We start from the raw sequence: 20,102 nt of genomic DNA, 5'->3' as shown, positions 1-20,102 counted from the left end.
CGCGTTCGACTCCGTTCCCACCGGAGGCGTCCTCGCCAGCTGTCGAAGCTGGCGACCCCGCGACGATTGTACGGAAGGACGACGGGAGGCCAATGACCGACGAGTGTACTGCGGCGATTCCGGTGGACGCGTTTCCGGATCCCGTTCTCGCCTACCTCGTTGACGGTCGTGACGCACGCATCACGACGACGAACGCGAGCTTCGAGCGACGGTTCGGAGATATGTCGCCTGAAAATTTCGTCTCGACGGTATTCGACCGGTTTAGCCACAGTACTACCACCGGGAATCAGGATCCGATAACTCACGTCGTTCGGGGCGACCGTGTCGGGATCTATCTTAATAGCCCCGGGGATCGGGGGACGTTTTTCGCACGAGTGATCCCCTCCGAGGAAGGCGCCGGGTATCTCGTTTTCTTAGACCTGGAGGACTGTCCCACTATCGAGGAACTGCCCGCCGTCGATCAGGTTAGTAGCGTGCTTAGCCACGACCTGCGTAATCCGCTTGACGTCGCCAAGGCACATCTCACAGCAGCGCGAGAGACGGGAGATCCGGACCACTTCGAATCGGTCGCCGACGCACACGATCGGATGGAACGAATCATTCGCGATGTCCTTACCCTCACACGGGGGGACGCCGTCGTGGACCCGTCGAATCAAGTCTCGATCGAAACCGCAGCGACGGACGCGTGGCAATCAGTCGACACTGATGGGGCGATACTCGATCTCGTCGGCTCGCTCCCTACTGTCACTGCCGACGCTGATCGCGTTCGAAGGCTGTTCGAGAATCTGTTCCGGAACGCCGTCGAACACGGTTCGACGGGCAACCGGACGGAGCCCGGTGACACTGTGGAGTACAACGCTACTAATGGCCAAAGGAAGTCCGACGACAACGTCGAACACAATTCGACGAGCCACCAGTCACAGACTCCCGATGACAGCGTGGAACACAGTTCCACGGACAACCGGACGCAATCCGGAGATTCAGTCGATTACGACTCGGACGCTCCCGCCCCGAACACTCACGGGGACCGGGGAGAATGGAATCCGGGAACCCGTGAACAGCCGCTCGATCGAAGCAAAGAGACGACCTCCGAAGGCAGCCTGACGGTCACCGTCGGCGCGTTGGAGGACGGCTTCTACGTCGCCGATGATGGTACGGGTATCCCTGCCGACGAACGGGAGACGGTTTTTGAGCCGGGCCACTCGACGATGAACGGCGGAACTGGACTTGGCCTCGCGATTGTCGAGCAAATTATTGCCGTCCACGACTGGAACGTAACGCTCACTACAGCCGACTGTGGGGGGGCACGGTTCGAGATCCGATTCTAACGCCGATGCTGAATTTGCACTTATGACTGATAGAGAACGAACTGACCAAGGCGGTGCTCCAAGCTATGGATGATCAGTTGCAACGGGCGCCAATCGGCGTTCTCGAAGTCTCAACCGAAGGGGTCGTACGAGACAGCAACGAAATCGGGCAGACACTGGTCGACGTCACAGACCCGACTGGCGCCCCCATCGCCGACGTGTTCCCCCGGTCCGTCGACGACACTCTCCTGACCGCCTTCGACGGCGAGTCCGTCACCGAGACGGACTTCGAGGAGTACTATCCTGATCTCGGCAGGTGGCTTGCCATCTCCGTCGTTGCGCTTTCTGAGGGCGGGACCGTCTACGTTCGAGACGTGACCGAGCGGCGACGCGAGAAACAGTCCCTCCAACGACTACGACAAGAGCGCAAACGGACGGAGCTCATCGACGACGTGCGTTCGGACATCCTCGCGGCGCTCGTTGATGCCTCCTCCCGCGAGGAAATCCCCGACACGATCTGTCGGGGGCTCGGTGAGACCGACCTGTACGAATTCGCGTGGGTGGGAGAACGCGGTGTGGGACGCGACGGCCTCGTTTCCCGTTCCGTCGCCGGTAAGACTGGCGAAATATTCGAAGCTGTTCGCGACGCAGTCGACGACGAGACGGTAACGACCCCGGAGGAGCGTGCAGTCGAGAGCGGTCGACTGCAGGCTGCACAGCCACTCACTGCCAGTTCCGCAGTCCCTGAATCGGTCCGGACGGCCGGCTTTGCCGATGGCGTCCAGTCGGCACTGGCTATTCCGATCGTATACGGGTCGAACGTCCACGGTGTCGTCGGCGTCTACGCCAGTGGCACCGAAACGTTCTCCGAGCGGGAACGGGCCAGCTTCGAGACGCTGGGTGAAATAGCCGGGTTCGCAGTCAGTGCGGTTCGGAATCGGAACCTGCTGCTTTCCGACACCATCACGGAGATCACCTTCGAACTCGGCGAAAGCTCGGTGCTGACGCGACTGAGTCAGTCGCTCGATTCGACGCTGAAACTGGAAGGGCTGGTTCCACAGGCTGACGATGCATTGCTCTGTTTCGTCTCTGTCGAAGGCGACGGAATCGACCGTCTCGATCAAGAGACCGCGGGGATGAGGGAAATCAGACGGACACGAGTTATTAGCGAATCGGACTCCGGTGGTAGGGTCGAACTTACCACCTGTGGCTCGACGCCGCTACTCGCCATCTCCTCGCTCGGTGGGACCGTCCGGCGTGCCAGCTTCGATGGGGGAACGGGACGCCTCGTCGTGGACCTTCCTCCAGACGGTGATGTCCGCCGGATCGTGGATACCGTCAGCCGGAAGCACGACGCGGAGTTCGTCTCGAAGGTGGAGCGAAAACGATCCGTGACGACTGCCCGCGAATTCCGCGACGAATTGGACGACCGGCTGACACAGCGACAGCGGACGGTCCTCCAAACCGCATATTTCGCTGACTACTTCGAGTCACCGCGGGGAAGCACGGCCGAAGAAGTCGCCACCTCGCTGGATATCACGGGGTCGACGTTGCTCCATCACCTCCGCGCCGGCCAGCGGAAGCTTCTGGATGCCTATCTCGATGGACAGAGGAAGGCATCTGAAAGAGAGTGACGGTTTCGACGCGCTCCTTACATCTCCCCGCGAGTGATCTCCTCGAACCGGTCGAGGATGTCGTCATCAGTCAGTAGTCGTCTGGCTCGAGTTTCGAGTTGCTCGGCCTGCTCAGCCACCGCTACAAATCGTTCGTACTGGCCATGCTCCTTTGCGTCCAGTTCGGCTTCGAGCACCGCTCGCTTGGCTTCCACGCTAAAGTACTCCCCGAGCGTTTCGTACGCGAGGATCCGTCGTTGCTGATCGATAACCGCGCGGACATCCTCGCGGTCCACCGGTTTACAAAGATAATCGTCGAACGGCATATCGAGTACTTCGATTCCAGGATCTACCGCGGTTACCATCACCACCCGTCCGTAGTATCCCCGTTCGACCAGTTCTGACAGTACGTCATCACCCGACATGCCCGGCATATGCCGATCCAAAAGGACGATATCGACAGTCGTATCGGCGACTGTCGAAAGCGCGGCTTCTCCACTGTAAACGGTATCGACGTCGCAGTAACCTCGTAGTCGGAGTGCATACGCGTCTGCAACCTCCTGTTCGTCGTCGACGACGAGGGTACGCACGTCCGCCGCGCTATCGTTTCCGGACATCTGTTTCGGTTGCTTACGCGATGTTGAGGCCGCAGCCACATAACTGGTAATCTTCTTCGAGCAACGCCATCTGCATTCCTAGAGTCCCGACCGTCACGCGGTCTGCATGCTTACACCCGATATCCAGTACGAACGGCGTTCTGCTAAGCGTATGTCCGTCAACACGACCCCAAGATCGCAGCGGCAACCCGACTGGCCCGAAGAGATCGACCTCTCGGCATCCGAGTTGTTCGAACTCTTCGGGGACGAATACACCCGACGTGTGTACGAGACGATCACGGAGCAGCCACGAAGCGGCCGTGCAGTGGCCGAGGCAGCGGATGTCTCGCGGGCGACGGCATATCGTCGCCTCAACGACCTTCGTGATGCGGGCCTCGTTCGCACTGAGATGATGATCTGTGACGACGGCCATCACAAGGAACGGTTCGAGCCTGTGCCGACCTCACTCTCTATCTCCCTCGACGACGGAATCGGGGCCATGGTCGACGTCGCGGACTGATTCCGCCGTCCACCGATCGAGTCGGAACGTCAGGACCAGCCGCCGACCACAGGACCGTGCAACCGTTAACTCGTTGTAGGGGACCCAGTCGAAAACTGCCCTCAGTCAAGGAGGCGATATCTGCATAGCTAGACTGCTGGTACTGGCCGGGTCCGTATTGATAGCCTCCGATTACAGGGGGGAAGCAGTACAAGCATACTGGTAGAGACGATGACGAGTGCCTTTCCACGTCAGACCAAGGTCGAATACAGCCCTCGTGAGCGAGCCGATCTCACCGTCTCCGGTGACTCGCAGGTAGACGCCCTCGCTGCGTTGTCATCGGGGACCGCACAGTCGATTCTGGGGGTGCTGGACGGCGACCCGAAGACGACCTCCGAGATCGCAAAGAGAGTCGATACGTCGATACAGAACGTCCATCATCACTTGCGACGCCTCGAAGAGAACGGCCTCGTCGAACCGATCGACACGTGGTACTCGGTGAAGGGGAGAGAAATGACAGTCTATGCACTCACAGCCGAGAAACTCGTCGTGCAGTTCGGAGCGGCCGAGCAGTCGCAGTGACGGACGACGGGCCCCATTCCCGGATATTAAGATCGTCGCGCCCCGTTTCAGCGATGGACGCTATCGATCGAACCACCGAGTGACGAGAAGCCGACTCGCGACGGGTTTGGGCTACTGGTGCTATCTCACTCGGTCTCCGTCTCAGTTCGGTCGGTGAGATCGGCGAGCGTGATATTGACGGTCGTGCCGTCGTCGGTTTCGAACGATAGGTCACCGCCGAGTGCATCGATGCCCCACCTGAGTTGCCAGAGTCCGAGTCCGCGTCCATGTTGGAGGGAGGTTTCGGTTCCGGCCGCCAGCGATTCGAGCTCGGCCGCTGGGATACCGGGGCCGTCGTCGCTGATAGCGATTCTGTACCCTTCTCTATCGGCCGTCGGAGATATAAAGACAGTGACACTTGACTCCGCGTATTTGACCGCGTTTTCCAGCGGGCTGGTCAGTGTCGTCCGCAGTATCTCGGCGTCGGTCCGGAGCGTGGCCGTCGACGGGAACTCCGTGTTGACCGTGACGTCGTCAGATGTGATCTGCGAGAGCAGACTAGGAACCACCGATGTGAGATCGACCACCGTCGGATCGGGGTCACGGGCCATCAGACGGTCAATCCGTCTGGCACGAGTGCCGATCGACGCCAGCCGGTCCGTTGCTGCCAGGACGGCCTCGGCATCATCACCATCCGTTTGGTCGGCCAGCTGCTCCGTGTGGCTTCTGATCACGTCGAGCCGGTTCCTGAGGTTGTGTCTGAGCAGCCGGTTGAACACCTCGAGCCGTTGTTCACGTTGTTTTCGTTCTTCGATGAACCGCTCTAGATCGTCGCGCATATCGGCCATCGCCTCCCCGACGGGCCCCGGAATCTCCTCGTCCAGAGCCGCGTCGTCGAACTCTCGGCGGGCGATCTTTTCGGCCTGCTCGGTGATTGTTTCGATATACGCCTTCGTTCTATGAAGGCTGGCTCTGAGCTGTCCGACCTCATCGATCCGGTTTCCGTCCGGAATCTCGGCCGTCAGGTCCCCTTCGGCGACTGCTTCTGCCTGCCGTGACAGCCGTCTGATCGAGCTGATTGGACCGAGGTGGATCATGCCGCTGATCAATAAGAATCCGACGACTGTGAGGCCGATCAACCCCACCAGATCAGTCTGAACCTGGTTGGTCACGGCCAGCGCCGTCGACCTGGGAACTTCCTTGACGACGACCCAGTTGACACCGTCGCTCGGGACGCTGTGGTAGCCTATCACTTCGGTGTCGCCAAGTTCAGCACCGCTGATCGACGCGAACTGATTCGGTCGCTCCTCGATCCGGGATTCGACCTCAGTCACGGTTGATTCACCCTTGTACGGGCGAAACTCGTTCGGGCTGTTTTTCTCGAACATGACGTACCCACTCACGCCGCCGAGGACGACGGTGCTCGTGTCGTTAGTCGCGTCGGCCGCCGCCGCCACTCGAGTGCTGGGATGGTACTCACCGATCAACACGTGGTCGCCATCGCGCGTCGGTGAGGCGATCGCGACCGACATATTGCCCTCGTCCAAATACACCCACGAGACGAGCGTCTCCGTCGTGTTGTCGAACTGGAACGTGACTTCCTCGCCGGAGGCAGTCTGTCCCCAGTCGATCTTGGTCGCAGCCAGTGGCTCGCCGGCTATGCCGTCACTACTCGCGACGATTCGCTCCTTTGTGCCGTTCGACGGCTGCTCCGTCGGCCGCTCGACGACGTGAAGACTGACGAGTTCGTCCGACGTTCGGTTGAGTTCTCCGGCAAGGGTGCGCTCGGTTCGTGTCCGGTTCGACGGATCGATACCCCGATGTGAGGACAACAGCCGAATCGACTCCTGTTCACCCTCGAACCATCTGGCGAGACTCTCCGCCTCGAGTTCCGCGCTGGCTTCGACCGAGTCCAACTGTTCGTTCGTGACTCGATCGGACACCTGACTGGCGATCGCCGTCCCGCCAGCGACGATAACGGCGGTAATGAGCAACGAGACAGCAAAGAGCTTCACTGCGTATCGTGAGCGGATTTTCTCCGGCAGAAGTCCCTTACTGTCCATTCAGTGGCATTTTTGCGAGGACACTAATAAGAACCAGGCCCGATCATCGACCGCGCTCCCGGGACGCAGGTAGCGTCCACGGCTTCGTCCGAGCCGACATCTACACCCTCAGCGAGATATCCCGGAGCGCCACCGAGTTCAGTCCACTCCGGGCGTTCACCCTGCCGTTGGATGGACGCCTCCTCGGTGATGGCGCCGCATCTGTTCGACACGCCTCGAAGCGATACGAACCGCTTCAGGGCGTTAGTTTCCGATAGTGAAACACAGGGACTCCATCTATTAATTTCGGGAACCAGTGTCTCCGTGCCCGCCCAGTCCCCCAGCGGGTGATCTAGGTCCCCAATTCCCCAAACACGTTCGTCGCTAATCGTGCTCCGCTCCATGCATCGGCCGTCCGACTTCGAGACTGGATCGAGCAGCCACCGTTGTATTCAGCCGACATAACATCCAAATCGCCGTCCGAGATATGGATCCATGATTTCCGGTACTACACTAACTACGCTGGTACTCAAGACTCTGGCGTCCGCCCTATTGTGTTGGACGACTTGGAGGGCTTACCGGTCCAGAGACCAGCCCAGTGCGGAACCGTTTCTCGTACTCTCGATCACGCTGACTGTCTGGGCAGTCTCCTCGCTTGGGACCACGGTCGTCAGTGTGGCGACCGTGCGCTTTCTCGAGTCGCTTTTCGACGTAGTGCAATTCGGTGCCCTGTTGTTTCTCCCCGTCGCTTGGATCGCCTATGCACTCAGCTACGCCGGCCGCGGAATCATGGCAACACGGAAGCGGATCGTGCTGCTGTCTGGCATCGTGTTACCGGTGGTGATCGGCGCGATCGCTCTCGCTAGTGATGCCTCCAAAACGGTCGTCGGACCGATACTCGGACTCGCGCTCGGGTGGACGGTCCTGTACGGCTTTCTGTTGCTCCTGTATGCCCTGTATGCGACGTATCTACTGATCGATCTCAGCTGGGGTCATCCCCGGGTGTCGAACACACAAATAACTGTACTGACTGCCAGCGTTGCGGCTCCGAGCCTGCTCTCCGTTGCGGAGGCCAATACCTCACTGGTCGGCGGCACGACGCTCGGTCTGCTCCTGTCGGGCGCTTTTCTGACCGCTGCGATACGACGGTACCCGGTACTGACCGGGTTCCCGAAAGCCGACTACCTCGCACGGACACGCGTAGTCGAAACCCTCCAAGAGGCGCTCGTCGTCCTCGACTGGGACGATCACGTCCTGGATATCAATGAGACGACGGCAGAGTTGTTCGACGATTCCACGGAGGAGATGATCGGCGAACCGGTTCAGTCTGCCATTGACGGAGTTGGAGGGACCGAACTCCCCACCGGTGCGACGGGAACAGTCGCACTTCGGACGTCGGAAGGGCGTCGACAGTTCCAATTCAGCGTCTCCGCGGTTGAGGAAGCCACGACCAACGATGAGGGTAATCCTGTCGCCAGAACCGTGCTCTTCCGAGACATCACCGACCGAAAGACCAGAGAACAGCGACTCACGGTTCTCAATCGTATCCTCCGCCACAACGTGCGGAACGACTTGGACGTCGTGCTCGCGTACGCCGACCACGTCGACGACGAGGAGCTACGGACCGGCATTCGAGAGCGCGCGACCGACCTTCTCGAACTGAGTAACAAAGTCAGAGAGGCGGAGGCAGTCATGACCGAGAGTACCGATTCACCGGACTCGGTCAATCTGACTGACGTAGCCAGTACTGTCGTCGATCAGTTCCGATCCGAGAACGAGTCGGCCGACATCTCGCTCGTCTGTCCCGACGAGGTGACTATCTCCTCTCATCGAGCCGTGCTCCGACAGGTGCTTTTCGAGCTGGTCGAAAATTCACTCGAACACACGACTGCGGACGCGTCCCGCGTCGAACTCAGTGTTCAGGAGATGTCGGACGGGACGGTCGAACTCTCCGTGGCGGATGACGGACCAGGGATTCCCGAGCGGGAACGAGAGATGCTCGCTGCCGGAACCGAAACACAACTCAAACACGGCCAGGGTATCGGACTCTGGTTCGTCAACTGGGCAGTCACTCAGTTAGGAGGAGAGATCCAGTTTCGGGAGAACGACCCCGAAGGCAGCCTCGTCACGATCCGGCTTTACGATTCGGTAAGGTAACTGACCGACACGCAACCGCAAAAAACGAAGACGCCACATAGAGCGGGAGCCAGTGTATTCCAACCTTCCGAGGACGGAGACCGTTCGTAGTGCATCGAACGCCACTCTTTGGCCGAGCAACACCGTGACGGGATTTTTATATGGAGCGATAGATATCCCGACGTGGTTCGGATTGGTCCCCTCCAGTTGACCGAGACGTGGACGTACGCACTCGTCGGTGGGCTACTCGCACTCCCGTTCACCGCGCTCGAAGTGTGGCGATCCCCGGAGAACATAACGCTCGGAGCGGTCGTCGTCGGGAGCGTATTCGCCGGGTATCTGATCAAGCGACGCGGCGGGAACAGCACCGCGACCGGATTACGAGCCGCGCTTATCGGTGGAATACCGGCCCTCTGGGCGCTGAACGAACTGCTTTGGGCGGTCACAAATATCCCAAACCCGCCGTGGTTCCAAGCAGTCAGCGTCGCGATGACGCTCGTGTTCGGCGGCCTGATTTTCGCAGTGATAGCCGTCTTCGGTGCGGTCTCCGGTCGTTTCGGGGGCTGGCTGGCCAAACGGAGAGGCCACGGCGGTGTCGCTGATGCAGGCGGCAGTGCATAGCGTAGCACTCTCGAATGCTAAAAGCCAGAAGACAGTCCACGCGACTGCTCCCCCCGATTCATTACGCAGTCGTGGCTGCCTACCTCCCCTTCGTTCCATAACAGTATGTCGGGCTCGTGGTGGTACGGCGTCGCCCTGTTCCCCGCCGTCGCGGTGACAACGCTTCTCTCCGACTTCGGTTCGCAGACGTTCATCCTCGTGTCATCGTCGGGTGGTGATCCGAACGTCGCCGCTGGCATCGCGTCGTTCGTCCTCGCAGTAGCCTCGTTCTGGGGCGGTATCTTCGTGGCCCTCGTCGTTTTTGGATGCCTGCTCGCGGACATTAGAGCACTCGGTGACGACGAGGGGTGGTCGCCGAGTGTCGCGTGGTGTCTCGCCGGTCTCGCGCACATCGGTGCCGCCGCCTTCTCGCCACTGTTGATCGTCTCGGTTCCCTCGCTGACGTACTACCTGTTCCGACGCCGTGCGCGTCTCGGACGTAGTTGATGGCCCACCCGGTCCCGTCGTGTTCGTTCTTGTGTTGTTGACGAACCGACGTACGTCGCACTGCGCCGATCAACACCTACCCGAGGTTCAGTGCGTCGAGAAATATGGGCGCCGCCTTCGACTGGGCGGGCTCAGGCGAGCGAACTCGTCGCGGACGCCGATCCGCCACGTAGTTGAACGAACGAATCGGCGATGATGCCGTACATCAGGATAACGAGCGCCGAATTGATGACGAGCGAGGCGAGTTGCCCGACCGACGGCGAGACGAAGGCAAGCAGCGATCCGACCGCGCCACCGACAGCGCCGACGGCGCCGAACAGGACGACGAGGGCGAGCAGTCGCCAGCGGTTGCCACTCGCCAGTTCCCAACTTCGACGGAACGCCTCGACCGGACCGGTGTCCTCGACGGCGACGGCGAACAGCGCGAACTGGAGACTCACGGCGAGGAACAGACCGGGAACGAGGAGGAACGCGAACCCGATGGTGATCGCCACCCCGAGGACAACGCTGACGACGAGCGCGGACAGGAACGCACGGCCGATGCGCCGGGTGAACAGATCGCCGGGGAGCGACGAGAGGGTGGAGAGCTCACGCGCAAACAGCCGTGCGGTCACGAGAAAGACGCCGATGCCGAGCAACAGCGCGACTACGGCCAGTCCGGCTGCGACTTCGGTCGGCAGCGGGAGCGCGAAGCCGACCCCGGCGCCGCTGGATTGCACTCCGGACGGGAGTTGGTCCACGATGACGGCGTTGAAGGAGCCGACGAAGAGAACCTGATAACAGATCATCAACGCCAGTGCAACGATGCCACTGATCGAGAGTGAACGCCGGGCACCGCGCCCGATCGCTCGGCCTAACTGGAGGGCCATGTGACCTGCTTCGAGCACCGCACGACTAAACACCATCCCTGCGTTTCCCGTTCGGAAACGTTCGACGTCCCGTATCGGAGGTGAACCAGTCGTTTGAATCGTCGAGTGTCACGGTATTCAGTTCCTTCTTCCGACGTTCAGTTGTTTGATCACGTCGACCTACTACACTGCCCATCGCGTTCGGAACGAGAGTGACCCCGACCTGGGCGCTCGAAACGCATCCCGAGACACGTCCCTGGGTGTTAACATTCAGAACGTGTTATTGCCGACTGTGCCCTCCAAGTACAGACGCGGCTTGACACTCACGGTCGATAGTCTCGTCCTGTTCAGGCGACGGCCGAGCCTCGTGGTCCTGCCCCTGCTAAGCTTACTCGCGGTCGGTAGCGCGTTCGCACTCCTCGGTGCCGTTGCGTTCCGGTACGGAATCGTGGACTCGCTGTTCACGAACGACCTCTATCAGTACGGTGCGCTTTTCTGTGTGTTTGCGATTTCTTCGAGCGTCGCGACGTTCTTCAACGCGGCCGTCGTTCACTGCGCCGCACGTACGTTCGACGACGAGGAACCGTCCGTGTGGGATGGTCTCGCTGCGGCTTGGCGCGTCCGCCGGCGGATTGCCGTCTGGGCTGTCGTCGCTGCGACGCTCGGGACGGTCCTCTACATCATCGACGAGAAATTCGGGGCGGTGGGCAGTCTCGCCAGGCTCGCGTTCGATCTGGCGTGGGCGCTCCTGACGTACTTCATCGTTCCCGTCATCGTCCTCGGCGACGCGGACGGTATCCGCCGACAGCTCCGCCGTAGCGGATCTCTATTCAAGCAGACGTGGGGTGAGAGCGTCTCCGCGACCCTCGGGGTGAGCCTGGCCTTCTTCATCGTTGCCGTCCCCGGCCTCGCGCTCTTGTGTACGGGGTACTTCGCGCTTCACGGCACCCTTGCTGTCGCGGCACTCGCCGGCGGGGGCCTGATCGTCGTCGCGGCCATCGTTGGCTCCCAGACCGTCACGGCAATCGTCCGCACGGCACTCTACCGGTACGCGACGACGGGTGATCGAGTCGGACCGTTCGCTGCTCGTGATCCGGACGCCATCTTCCCCGACAACTGAGGCCTGAGCGGCACCTCCGAGCGAGATACGACTGGGCGGACCACGAGGCACGTCCCGGTGTGTCGGCGGGGCCGTTTCGGTGCACGAACCGCTGCTCCGGTACTTTTTGATACGTAGACTCACCGTCCGGTATGCAACTGAGCGAATCCTGTCAGTCATCGGCGACGCAGTACTCGGGATTGCCATACTCCACCTGCGAAACCATCGGCAGCCAACTATTATTTCTATGACAATACCCACCGTCGCTGGTTTCGGAGCCGGTGTCTTTCTCTATATCATCGCCAGTCACGTGCTGCGGTCATTGTTCTCTTTATGCCCGACTTCACCGCGCTCCCAACCTGAACGCGCTGTGGGGAACTCATGAACGGACATCGCCTGTTGGGCCTGCTCCAGCTTCCGGTGGCGGTGGTCGGCGCAGGACTGGCAGCCCTCGGCTATCGGGCGCTCGTGAGGCTGCCGTCGCCCGACACGGGAGGGGTGTTCGGTTCGGCGCTTGCACTCCTCACGCTGTCGCTCGTCGTCTGGGCCGGTCTGGTTCTCTTCCCGCTTGGGCTGTTGATACCCCGGCGGATGGGTGTACGGTATCGAGTTCGACGACAGCCAGCGACGGCTGCTCGTGAGCCCGACGATCACCGTCGCCGTTGGCCCGTTCGTCGGGATCGGGATGGCGTTCGTGACACCCTGGATCGTCCCACAAACGCTGACGCTCAGTATGTGTGTGGCGTTACTCCCGCTGCTTGCTGCCCTTCTCTGGCGTGCCGGGCCTACGCTCCGGTCGCACGCGGCATAGCGACGACGGCCGGTCAACCCCGGATCGGTGCTCGTGCCCCCAACGGGTCCGACCAAACAACGGTGTCAGTGTTTCCGACTCCGAAACCGCCACGGGATATTCATCGGCCGCCACGCCGTCCCAGCGTCCTGTGACTATCATTAGCGCCACGGACCTCTCGAAGCGCTACGGCGACGTGCTCGCTCTCGACCGCGTCGACCTGACTGTCGACGCGGGCGAAACGTTTGGCTTCCTCGGGCCGAACGGCGCGGGCAAGTCAACGTTCATCGACATCCTCCTCGGGTTCGTCACTCCGAGCGACGGCACCATGTCCGTGTTCGGCCACGACTGCCGGGACGACGGCGTCGCGATCCGAAAACGCGTTGGCGTCTTGCCGGAGGGGTACGCCCCGTTCGACGGACTCTCGGGCCGCCAACACGTCGAATACGCCATCCGGTCGAAAGGCGTCGACGAGAATCCCGCCGACGTGCTCTCCCGCGTCGGGCTCCGTGACGACGCCGCGCGACCGGCTGCGGACTACTCGAAAGGGATGTGTCAGCGACTCGCGCTCGCGATGGCGCTCGTCGGGGACCCGGATCTGCTCGTCCTCGACGAGCCGACGACCGGGCTCGATCCGAACGGCGCCGCGGAGATGCGGACTATCCTCCGCGAGGAGACCGAACGTGGCGCGACCATCTTCTTTTCGAGCCACGTCCTCGAACAGGTCGAGGCGGTCTGTGACCGGGTCGGTATCCTCCAGAACGGCCGGCTGATCGCGACCGACACCATCGCCGGGTTGCGTGAGGCCATCGGTGGTGGCACGAAGTTGGTCATTACGCCCGATCGAGTCGACGGCGAGACTCTTGACGCCGTCGGACGAGTCGATGGCGTCGAGACGGCGGTTGAGCGAGACGGCGCCATCGAGGCGACGTGTACGAACGATGCGAAGATGGACGCGCTGGTCGAACTGCACGATGCCGGCGTCGAGGTCGTCAACTTCCGCACGGAAGAGGCGTCACTCGAGGACATGTTCGTCGAATTCACCGGAGGCAAGCGGGCGTGACGTGGCGCGTGATCGCCCGTCGGGACTGGCAGTTGGTACGCGATGCCCGACTCCCGAAGGTCGCGCTCGTCGGTCTCGTCTGCGTCGTGTCCATCGCAGCGTACGTCTACCCCGTCGTCGGCACCGCTCCGATCACCACGAGTCGGTTCGGCGCCTTCGCCAGTGGGTGGCTTGGGGGGTTGTTGGCCCCCATCGGCGTGTTGTTCGGATACGGCGCCGTCGCCCGTGAACACGAATCCGGCGCACTACGGCTCGCGCTCTCGATGCCACACGGCCGGTCGACGCTCGTGCTCGGCCGATTCGTTGGCCGAGCAGGCGTGCTGGGGACCGCCATCGTCGCCGGGATGATGATTGCGGGCGCCTTGGTCGTCTACCCGTTCGGAACGCTGCAGCCCCTCCGATTTCTGGCGTTCGTCCTCCTGAGTGTCGCCTACGGCGCCATCTGGGTCGGGATCGGCGTTGCCGCATCCGCATTAGTCGCGACGAACCGCCGGGCGCTCGTCCTCGGCGTCGTCGCGCTCTTCGTGCTGGTCATCGTCTGGGATGCCGTCACTGCAGGGGCCGAAGCTGGCCTGATCGCGGCGGGGGTCGCCGAGGGTCCGATCCACACCGCGGTTCAGGTCGGCGCCCAACTCGATCCCGGAAGCGCCTTCGAGACGCTCGTTACCGCCTTAGCTGTGAGCGACCCGGGAGCCGGTGCGTGGTACGACGGGCCGACGCTCGCGCTTCCGGTCTTTGTCGGCTGGCTCCTCGGCCCACTGTCGGTAGCGATGCTCCGGTTCGAGTGGAGGGACCTCGCGTGACGTGGCGCGACGCCGCCATTCGCGATATTCGTCGTGCCAGCCGGTCGGTCGGCATCTGGATCGTCGGCGGGGTTCAGATCCTCCTGTTCGTCGGCCTCGCCGCCGTCGAGTTCGTCCTCGACGACGGCTCGTTCCTGACATACATCGACAGCCTCGCCGGAGTCGTCGGGGTGACGACCCCGCTCGTCGCGCTCCTGCTCGGCTACAAGTCGATCCTCGCGGAGCGTGCCGGCGGGCAGCTCCGACTGGCACTCTCCATTCCACACTCCCGCCGGGACGTGGCCGTCGGCAAACTCGTCGGCCGGAGCGTCGTCTTCGCCGTGCCGACGGCGCTCGCGCTCTGTCTCGCCGGCGGCGTCGCCATCGCGCTCGCTGACGGCGGCGTGCCGTGGCTCTGGCTGCCGTGGTTCGCCGGTGTAACGGTACTGTACGGGGTGGCGTTCGTTGGGCTAGCAATTGGCGTCTCGTTGTCAACGGCTACTGGCCGACGCGTGACCGTCGGTACAATCGGTGCGTATCTGGCGACGGTCGTCCTCTGGGAGGACCTTCACACGGCGATGTTGTTGATCCTCCATCGGTTCGACACGGCAGTCACGAACGATATGCCAGGGTGGGCTCTCTTCGTCCGCCTCGCGGCACCGAGCGAGTCCTTCGATCTCCTCGTCCGGACTGGGTTCGCCGTCAGTCGGGCCGGTCGGTACGTCGACAGTGGAATCGCGTACGTCACGTGGCCGGCCGGCCTTGGACTGCTAGTCGCGTGGACGCTCGTTCCCGTCGCTCTCGGCTACCTCCGGTTCAAGACTGCGGATCTCTAGCGGACGCGGGGTCGTCGGTGTGGGAATTCGACTCCACTCACCGCACAGTCGGATGGTCGGTTCCATCGGAACCCGCAGTGTCGGATTCGCCGGCTGGTGACTTCACGGGCCGTACTGAGCCCTCTGTCGGCCTTTTCGTTCGATAGAGATGACTCAAACCCCGTGCGTCGTGCATACGACTCCGTTGCCGAGCTGGATCACGGCGGTGTGCTCCGGTCGCTCGCTCAGCTTACCCACGGTCGTGTCGTTGGCGCCGGTCTCGAGCCGAGCGGTCACCTGCGTCCGTTCGGACGACATATTCGTGGAGAGACATCGGATCTCACCCTCGGCGAGGCGGTACGTCCCGGTCGTTTCAGGTGTGGCGCTACCGTCTCCGGTCAGTTGGAGATCCACGACGTACGGTCGTGAGTGGTCGTGGTTTCTGAGCACAACCTCACTACTGCGTATGTCCGGGCGCTGTTCGAATGCTTCGTTCTCTGGGGACTCGTATGCGTGCATGATTACTGTCGAATCAGCGGGCAGGGGAACTTCTGTTCTCGTCTGCTCAATTGCGACTGTCTATTCAACCGCCGATTAAATAGAACACGAGACAGCGTTGCAGGAGTCGCAACACGCCAACCGGGACGGTCAACTGTGTCTTGGAACTCGTTAACGGTCGTCGGAATCGGAGATACCCGCTCCGCACGGGGCAGCGCGGCGGGAGCCGGGCGCACCGTGGACGTTTGTTGGCTCCGACCCAGTCCGAGTGGTGTTCGCCGTTGAGCGATGCAGCGTGTCGGGGACGGTTCGGCGGTATTGCTGCATCCGCAACAGTGGGTTCCATTTGATACCGTTTCCACCCGTCTCCACATCTGGCTATGAGATTTAGCACGAAGCTCATCGCAAGTATCGTCGGTGTGGTCGTCGCCACCGCATACGGCTTCGCTCGCTTGAGCGGTGAGCCCGACGACGCAGACGAACAATCGATCGACGCCGAATACCAGACGCCCGGCAGCGAGTAACCAACCGTCAGCTCACTCATATGCAATACGAATTCTCACATCGGCCGTCGTACACCCACCTGACAGTAACGCTTGACCGAGGGGAGTCGATTATCGCCGAACCGGGTGCGATGGTCGGCCACTCGGCGAACGTCTCGGTGGAGACCGGGACGAGCCGAGACGGACTCCTCAGCTCCGCGAAATCCATGCTGGGCGGCGAATCACTGTTCACCAACCAGTTCACCGTCGAGAACGCCCCGGGAACGGTCACCTTCGCTCCTCCGACGCCGGGGGACGTGATGCCTCATGAACTCGAAGACGAGACGCTGTACTCTACCGATGGGGCCTTTCTCGCAGCGACCGAGGGTATCGACATCGACTCTGAAGTCGGTGGCCTCAAATCGGTGTTGAGCGAGGCCAGTTTGATGCCACTCGCTTTGAAGGGAACTGGAACCGCGTTCATCGATGCGTACGGCGGCCTCGAGAAGCTCGAGCTCGCGGCCGGTGAATCGTACGTTCTGGACAACGAGCACTTGGTCGCTTGGGACGACGAGATCGACTACGAGACCCGTCGGGTCGGAGGTCTCAAGTCGACGCTGCTGAGCGGTGAGGGACTCGTCTTCGAGTTCACTGGTCCGGGGACGGCTTGGTATCAGACGCGTGATCTGGATTCGTTCGTCGGGATGCTCGCCCCGCGAATGCCCAATCAAGGATAACTGGCACCGCAGGGCTCCGCTTCTCGAACACCCGAAGCGAATCCTCCGGCACAGATACCGAGTGAGATCGTTTTTCGTATCTGGCCGGGGTGTTGCACTAAGGTTGGTGACCCGGTTTCTCGCGTTCGAGAGGTGCTACGTAGTTCAGTTTGGCTCCGTGGACGCGGGCAGATTATGAGCACACATTTCATATCCGACTCCGAGGATTTCAACAGAGATTCGTTTTCCAATTAGATCGATGGATTATCTCGCCGAGGTTTCCGAGAAAAGATCACCCATCGTCAAAACAAGGTAATTCATACCAGTGTCGCTTAGAATCTGGCTCGGAGACAGAGCGAATAGCGCTTATTTTGTGCGACACGGAATCCTGATATGGGAGTGATCGGTCGCCTCAAGATTGGGTTCGCTATGGCACGGGAAAGTGGCCGTGTACTGCGATCCCATCCGAAACTTCTCGCGTTCCCGCTGCTCGGTGGGTTCTCAGGTGCCGCGTTCATAGCGACGCTGCTCGGAGGTCTCTACATCATGGGGCCGTTTCTTCAAAGCCCCGGGCCGGCGATGTATGCGACGCTATTCGTCGCGTATCTTCTCGAGACGTTCGTTGCGTCGTTCTTCACCGCGGCACTGGTCGCAGCGACAAGGACTGTCGGTAGTTCCCATCGGTTCTACACGCTGACTTGATTTTCCACGGCGGAAGCGACAAGTTCGATCTCGGTACGGAGACAATAGCCAGCGAAAGGCGGTCTCACGTCAGTGAGAGCGCCGAATATGTGATGGCGATGCCTAGCAACTGCTCTTCAGGGGCACTCGCTGGACGCGGGCTCGGTCAGCCCGCGTCCAGCTGACCATACGTCGCGGGAATCCCCACACCGTTGGTCGGTGCTTCCCACTTCCGGTGTAGCAGTTCGTCGAGCGTGTGGTTGATCCACGCTCGGAATACCTCGAAGCGGAACCACACGGGTAGTGCTCGCCCGCCGCGCCGCGGCGTGGCGAGCACGCCCCAGCGAACGATCAGCCACAGATTCCGCAACAGGAAACTCACCAGCACGAACACCAACCGAACGACCGGGTCGGTCGTGGTTGTGCGTGCACGCGCTTCGCGCATGGTTCGAAAGGCTGTCTCGATGGCTGATCGTTTCCGGTAGAGAGCCTCAACCTCCTTCGGCGTGCGATCAGCCAGATCGCACGCCATGTAGGCACGAACAAGCAGTCCGTGCTTCCCCCGCTTGCCCTGTCGGTAGGAGACACAGACAGCGAGCGGGAAGCGCAGTTCCCGCTCGCTTCCCTCGTACATTGTGTACTCCGTCCAGTAGGAGATCGACGTCTCTAGTTTCTCGGCCATCCGTTGGCCGCGTCGGATGACCGGGAGAACGACCGGAGCAGTCTCACGCAACCGCTGGATGCACGCCCCGTTGTAGAACCCGCGGTCACAGAGGAGACTGGCGACATCGAAGGGAAGTGCCGCGACGTGGTCGAGCAGTCGCTCGACCGCGTCGCTTATTGGTTCGTCTCCACGAACAGCAGTGACGGCGACGACGAGTGGTTTCGCCCGACAGAGGACGAATCCAGCGAGGTAGCGATGGCACTGTGAGGTGCCATCGCGGGGCGTCGTGTGACAGAGTTCACCGGGAGAGTGGTGTGGACAGCCGTGGTAGTGGACGTCGACGAAGTCAAGACAGATGATCCTCGGGCCGGGGCCGAGGATCATCGTCGCCTGTTGTCTGAGGAGGAGGTTGACGGTGGCTTCGAGTTCTTCAGGTGGGATGGTGTGAAGCTGAGCAAGCGTGTAGTCGTCGGAGTAGGTTCCACGAGTGCTGTCGGTGACCGCCTTGATCGAGGTCTGGTCAACAGCTGCTTGGAGGAGCGTCCGTCGGATAATCCCGGAGTCGAAGCCGCAGCCTTCGACTCCGGGTATCGGTAGCTCTGCGAGGAGGCCTTCCGCTAAGATTTCAAGGTCAGAGGCCGTAAGAACAGTGTCTGGATGGTATAAACACTTCATCAACACCCATCCAGACGCTTCCTGAGAATCTAACCACGACAGTCGTAGCTATCAGCTGACGTGATGGGAACTACCGACTGTGTTCAACGGTAACGAGCCGTCGATTCGGAGCGCACTCGCTAACGCCTGGCAACGGAAACTGCCGCTGTTGGCCTGGTCGCTCGTGGCCGCAATCCTCGGCGTCATCATTCGATTGGTCGAAAGTGAAAGCAACATCGTCGCCCAGATCGTCGCCGGGATCTTCGCAGTCGCGTGGAGCGTGATGACTTTCTTCATCGTCCCGGTAATCGTTTTCCGGGATCCGTCGGTCACGGAGATGTTCAAGCAGAGCGCACAGACGTTCAAAGACACTTGGGGTGAGTCCATCGGTGCGTTGGGAACGATCGATGTGGTGACGCTCTTGTTAGTGCTTGTCGGCATCGTTCTGGGAGGGCTCACGTTTGTCGTGACAACCGGCTTGGGGACGGCCCAACTGTTAGCCACCCTCCTGATTGGCGTCACTGCCGTCAGCGTCGGCCTACTCGTCGGGAAGGCGCTCAGTGGGATCGCCAGAACTGCGTTGTACGTCTACGCGACCCGAACCACTGCTCCTGAATACTTCGACGACATAGATTTCAGCAAGATATAGTCGCCTTGGTAAGTCATCACTTGCTATACAGTCGCCTGTCTTCGACCGATATGGACGCTGGTACCTCGTAGTCGTGATCTTAGGCCAGTTCTTCTCCGAACGGCCACTCAGAGGAGCGAAATCACTCAGTTTCAGTGTTGCGTATCGTTCTGTTTCTCATCATACAGTCTCCCGATAGAACGTGTGGGCTTGCTAACTGTTTCCAGTTGCGTTCGGGGCTTCTATCGTTGCTACTAGTCGCGGCTAGCGACGAATGACGAGACAGGAGCAGTAGGCTTCTCATGCGGGCCATAGGTGGTTCTGACGCTCTGATCGGGAATCGGCTAGTGCCACTTCAACGCTGAACTGCTATATACAACCGAGAGACGGTCTGTAGCTGGAATCTAGCAGATCACGACTGAACGCCCACTACACAGACGCCATCACATCGGTTGATTCACAGTGACAAGACGTGGTGGCCACTACCCGACGAAGGTTCAAATTCTATTTGACTAAACGGA

Annotated in this window: 20 protein-coding genes; 15 read left to right on the top strand and 5 right to left on the bottom strand. The window is 61.0% G+C overall.

The features are described from left to right. The first annotated feature begins 92 nt into the window (after positions 1-92). A complete protein-coding gene (locus NKJ07_RS22150) occupies positions 93-1,328 on the top strand; it encodes a sensor histidine kinase (protein ID WP_318570701.1) in 1,236 nt (411 codons plus the stop codon). 77 nt (positions 1,329-1,405) lie between these two features. Then, the gene (locus NKJ07_RS22145; protein WP_318570700.1) at positions 1,406-2,941 is read left to right on the top strand and encodes a bacterio-opsin activator domain-containing protein; all 1,536 of its coding nucleotides are present in this window, start codon (positions 1,406-1,408) and stop codon (positions 2,939-2,941) included. A gap of 17 nt (positions 2,942-2,958) precedes the next feature. Here NKJ07_RS22145 and NKJ07_RS22140 read toward each other — a convergent pair whose 3' ends face one another. After that, positions 2,959-3,537, bottom strand: coding sequence for a response regulator transcription factor (locus tag NKJ07_RS22140; RefSeq protein WP_318570699.1), 579 nt, complete (start codon positions 3,535-3,537; stop codon positions 2,959-2,961). Between the two features lie 151 nt (positions 3,538-3,688). Here NKJ07_RS22140 and NKJ07_RS22135 point away from each other — a divergent pair, with 151 nt between their 5' ends. Both NKJ07_RS22135 and NKJ07_RS22130 read left to right on the top strand, forming a co-directional pair. Further along, positions 3,689-4,036, top strand: coding sequence for a winged helix-turn-helix domain-containing protein (locus tag NKJ07_RS22135; protein WP_425504785.1), 348 nt, complete (start codon positions 3,689-3,691; stop codon positions 4,034-4,036). A 312-nt stretch (positions 4,037-4,348) separates the two neighbouring features. Beyond that, on the top strand, positions 4,349-4,597 hold the full coding sequence (locus NKJ07_RS22130; protein ID WP_318570900.1) for an ArsR/SmtB family transcription factor: 249 nt from the start codon (positions 4,349-4,351) through the stop codon (positions 4,595-4,597). Between the two features lie 125 nt (positions 4,598-4,722). Here NKJ07_RS22130 and NKJ07_RS22125 read toward each other — a convergent pair whose 3' ends face one another. After that, a complete protein-coding gene (locus NKJ07_RS22125) occupies positions 4,723-5,964 on the bottom strand; it encodes a HAMP domain-containing sensor histidine kinase (protein ID WP_318570697.1) in 1,242 nt (413 codons plus the stop codon). A gap of 1,149 nt (positions 5,965-7,113) precedes the next feature. Between NKJ07_RS22125 and NKJ07_RS22120 the strand changes: the two genes are divergently transcribed. The 3 genes from NKJ07_RS22120 to NKJ07_RS22110 all read left to right on the top strand — a co-directional run bounded on the left by NKJ07_RS22120 (position 7,114) and on the right by NKJ07_RS22110 (position 9,861). After that, positions 7,114-8,775 (top strand): ATP-binding protein, encoded by a 1,662-nt coding sequence (locus tag NKJ07_RS22120; protein WP_318570696.1) that lies wholly within the window; start codon positions 7,114-7,116, stop codon positions 8,773-8,775. Between the two features lie 108 nt (positions 8,776-8,883). Next, the gene (locus NKJ07_RS22115) at positions 8,884-9,375 is read left to right on the top strand and encodes a DUF5518 domain-containing protein (RefSeq protein ID WP_318570695.1); all 492 of its coding nucleotides are present in this window, start codon (positions 8,884-8,886) and stop codon (positions 9,373-9,375) included. A gap of 105 nt (positions 9,376-9,480) precedes the next feature. Further along, complete coding sequence (locus tag NKJ07_RS22110; RefSeq protein WP_318570694.1) at positions 9,481-9,861, top strand: hypothetical protein; 381 nt, start codon at positions 9,481-9,483, stop codon at positions 9,859-9,861. A 131-nt stretch (positions 9,862-9,992) separates the two neighbouring features. On the opposite strand, the gene NKJ07_RS22105 is transcribed toward NKJ07_RS22110, so the two are convergent. Further along, positions 9,993-10,730, bottom strand: a complete 738-nt coding sequence (locus tag NKJ07_RS22105; protein WP_318570693.1) for a DUF7847 domain-containing protein — start codon at positions 10,728-10,730, stop codon at positions 9,993-9,995. A 145-nt stretch (positions 10,731-10,875) separates the two neighbouring features. Here NKJ07_RS22105 and NKJ07_RS22100 point away from each other — a divergent pair, with 145 nt between their 5' ends. The 4 genes from NKJ07_RS22100 (at position 10,876) to NKJ07_RS22085 (ending at position 15,279) form a co-directional block, all read left to right on the top strand. Then, the gene (locus NKJ07_RS22100; protein WP_318570692.1) at positions 10,876-11,829 is read left to right on the top strand and encodes a DUF6159 family protein; all 954 of its coding nucleotides are present in this window, start codon (positions 10,876-10,878) and stop codon (positions 11,827-11,829) included. Positions 11,830-12,749: 920 nt separating this feature from the next. Next, positions 12,750-13,661 carry an ABC transporter ATP-binding protein gene (locus tag NKJ07_RS22095; RefSeq protein WP_318570691.1) on the top strand — a complete coding sequence of 304 codons (912 nt, stop codon included), beginning with the start codon at positions 12,750-12,752 and terminating at the stop codon, positions 13,659-13,661. Further along, on the top strand, positions 13,658-14,464 hold the full coding sequence (locus tag NKJ07_RS22090; protein WP_318570690.1) for an ABC transporter permease: 807 nt from the start codon (positions 13,658-13,660) through the stop codon (positions 14,462-14,464). The genes NKJ07_RS22095 and NKJ07_RS22090 overlap by 4 nt, the downstream gene beginning before the upstream one ends. Next, positions 14,461-15,279, top strand: coding sequence for an ABC transporter permease subunit (locus NKJ07_RS22085; RefSeq protein ID WP_318570689.1), 819 nt, complete (start codon positions 14,461-14,463; stop codon positions 15,277-15,279). The genes NKJ07_RS22090 and NKJ07_RS22085 overlap by 4 nt, the downstream gene beginning before the upstream one ends. 153 nt (positions 15,280-15,432) lie before the next feature. Here NKJ07_RS22085 and NKJ07_RS22080 read toward each other — a convergent pair whose 3' ends face one another. After that, a complete protein-coding gene (locus NKJ07_RS22080) occupies positions 15,433-15,777 on the bottom strand; it encodes a hypothetical protein (RefSeq protein WP_318570688.1) in 345 nt (114 codons plus the stop codon). A gap of 359 nt (positions 15,778-16,136) precedes the next feature. Between NKJ07_RS22080 and NKJ07_RS22075 the strand changes: the two genes are divergently transcribed. The 3 genes from NKJ07_RS22075 to NKJ07_RS22065 all read left to right on the top strand — a co-directional run bounded on the left by NKJ07_RS22075 (position 16,137) and on the right by NKJ07_RS22065 (position 17,656). After that, positions 16,137-16,280 carry a hypothetical protein gene (locus NKJ07_RS22075; RefSeq protein ID WP_318570687.1) on the top strand — a complete coding sequence of 48 codons (144 nt, stop codon included), beginning with the start codon at positions 16,137-16,139 and terminating at the stop codon, positions 16,278-16,280. A 20-nt stretch (positions 16,281-16,300) separates the two neighbouring features. Next, a complete protein-coding gene (locus NKJ07_RS22070) occupies positions 16,301-16,975 on the top strand; it encodes a TIGR00266 family protein (protein WP_318570686.1) in 675 nt (224 codons plus the stop codon). 372 nt (positions 16,976-17,347) lie between these two features. Further along, the gene (locus tag NKJ07_RS22065; protein WP_318570685.1) at positions 17,348-17,656 is read left to right on the top strand and encodes a hypothetical protein; all 309 of its coding nucleotides are present in this window, start codon (positions 17,348-17,350) and stop codon (positions 17,654-17,656) included. Between the two features lie 145 nt (positions 17,657-17,801). On the opposite strand, the gene NKJ07_RS22060 is transcribed toward NKJ07_RS22065, so the two are convergent. Beyond that, positions 17,802-18,974 carry an ISH3 family transposase gene (locus tag NKJ07_RS22060; RefSeq protein WP_318570684.1) on the bottom strand — a complete coding sequence of 391 codons (1,173 nt, stop codon included), beginning with the start codon at positions 18,972-18,974 and terminating at the stop codon, positions 17,802-17,804. Between the two features lie 79 nt (positions 18,975-19,053). Between NKJ07_RS22060 and NKJ07_RS22055 the strand changes: the two genes are divergently transcribed. Beyond that, on the top strand, positions 19,054-19,602 hold the full coding sequence (locus NKJ07_RS22055) for a DUF6159 family protein (protein ID WP_318570683.1): 549 nt from the start codon (positions 19,054-19,056) through the stop codon (positions 19,600-19,602). The last annotated feature ends 500 nt before the right edge of the window (positions 19,603-20,102 follow it).

It is taken from the genome of Salinigranum marinum, assembly GCF_024228675.1.
In the GTDB taxonomy this organism is placed as follows: Archaea; Halobacteriota; Halobacteria; order Halobacteriales; family Haloferacaceae; genus Salinigranum; species Salinigranum marinum.
The sequence above is the reverse complement of the archived record's forward strand: the minus strand, read 5'-3'. Positions and strand labels throughout refer to the sequence as shown.

Coding starts and splice junctions, on each gene's coding strand:
- NKJ07_RS22150 (WP_318570701.1), top strand. CDS start 93: ATGACCGACGAGTGTACTGCGGCGATTCCGGTGGACGCGTTTCCGGAT.
- NKJ07_RS22140 (WP_318570699.1), bottom strand. CDS start 3,537: ATGTCCGGAAACGATAGCGCGGCGGACGTGCGTACCCTCGTCGTCGAC.
- NKJ07_RS22135 (WP_425504785.1), top strand. CDS start 3,689: ATGTCCGTCAACACGACCCCAAGATCGCAGCGGCAACCCGACTGGCCC.
- NKJ07_RS22125 (WP_318570697.1), bottom strand. CDS start 5,964: ATGTTCGAGAAAAACAGCCCGAACGAGTTTCGCCCGTACAAGGGTGAA.
- NKJ07_RS22120 (WP_318570696.1), top strand. CDS start 7,114: ATGATTTCCGGTACTACACTAACTACGCTGGTACTCAAGACTCTGGCG.
- NKJ07_RS22110 (WP_318570694.1), top strand. CDS start 9,481: ATGTCGGGCTCGTGGTGGTACGGCGTCGCCCTGTTCCCCGCCGTCGCG.
- NKJ07_RS22105 (WP_318570693.1), bottom strand. CDS start 10,730: ATGGCCCTCCAGTTAGGCCGAGCGATCGGGCGCGGTGCCCGGCGTTCA.
- NKJ07_RS22080 (WP_318570688.1), bottom strand. CDS start 15,777: ATGCACGCATACGAGTCCCCAGAGAACGAAGCATTCGAACAGCGCCCG.
- NKJ07_RS22075 (WP_318570687.1), top strand. CDS start 16,137: ATGAGATTTAGCACGAAGCTCATCGCAAGTATCGTCGGTGTGGTCGTC.
- NKJ07_RS22070 (WP_318570686.1), top strand. CDS start 16,301: ATGCAATACGAATTCTCACATCGGCCGTCGTACACCCACCTGACAGTA.
- NKJ07_RS22065 (WP_318570685.1), top strand. CDS start 17,348: ATGGGAGTGATCGGTCGCCTCAAGATTGGGTTCGCTATGGCACGGGAA.
- NKJ07_RS22060 (WP_318570684.1), bottom strand. CDS start 18,974: ATGAAGTGTTTATACCATCCAGACACTGTTCTTACGGCCTCTGACCTT.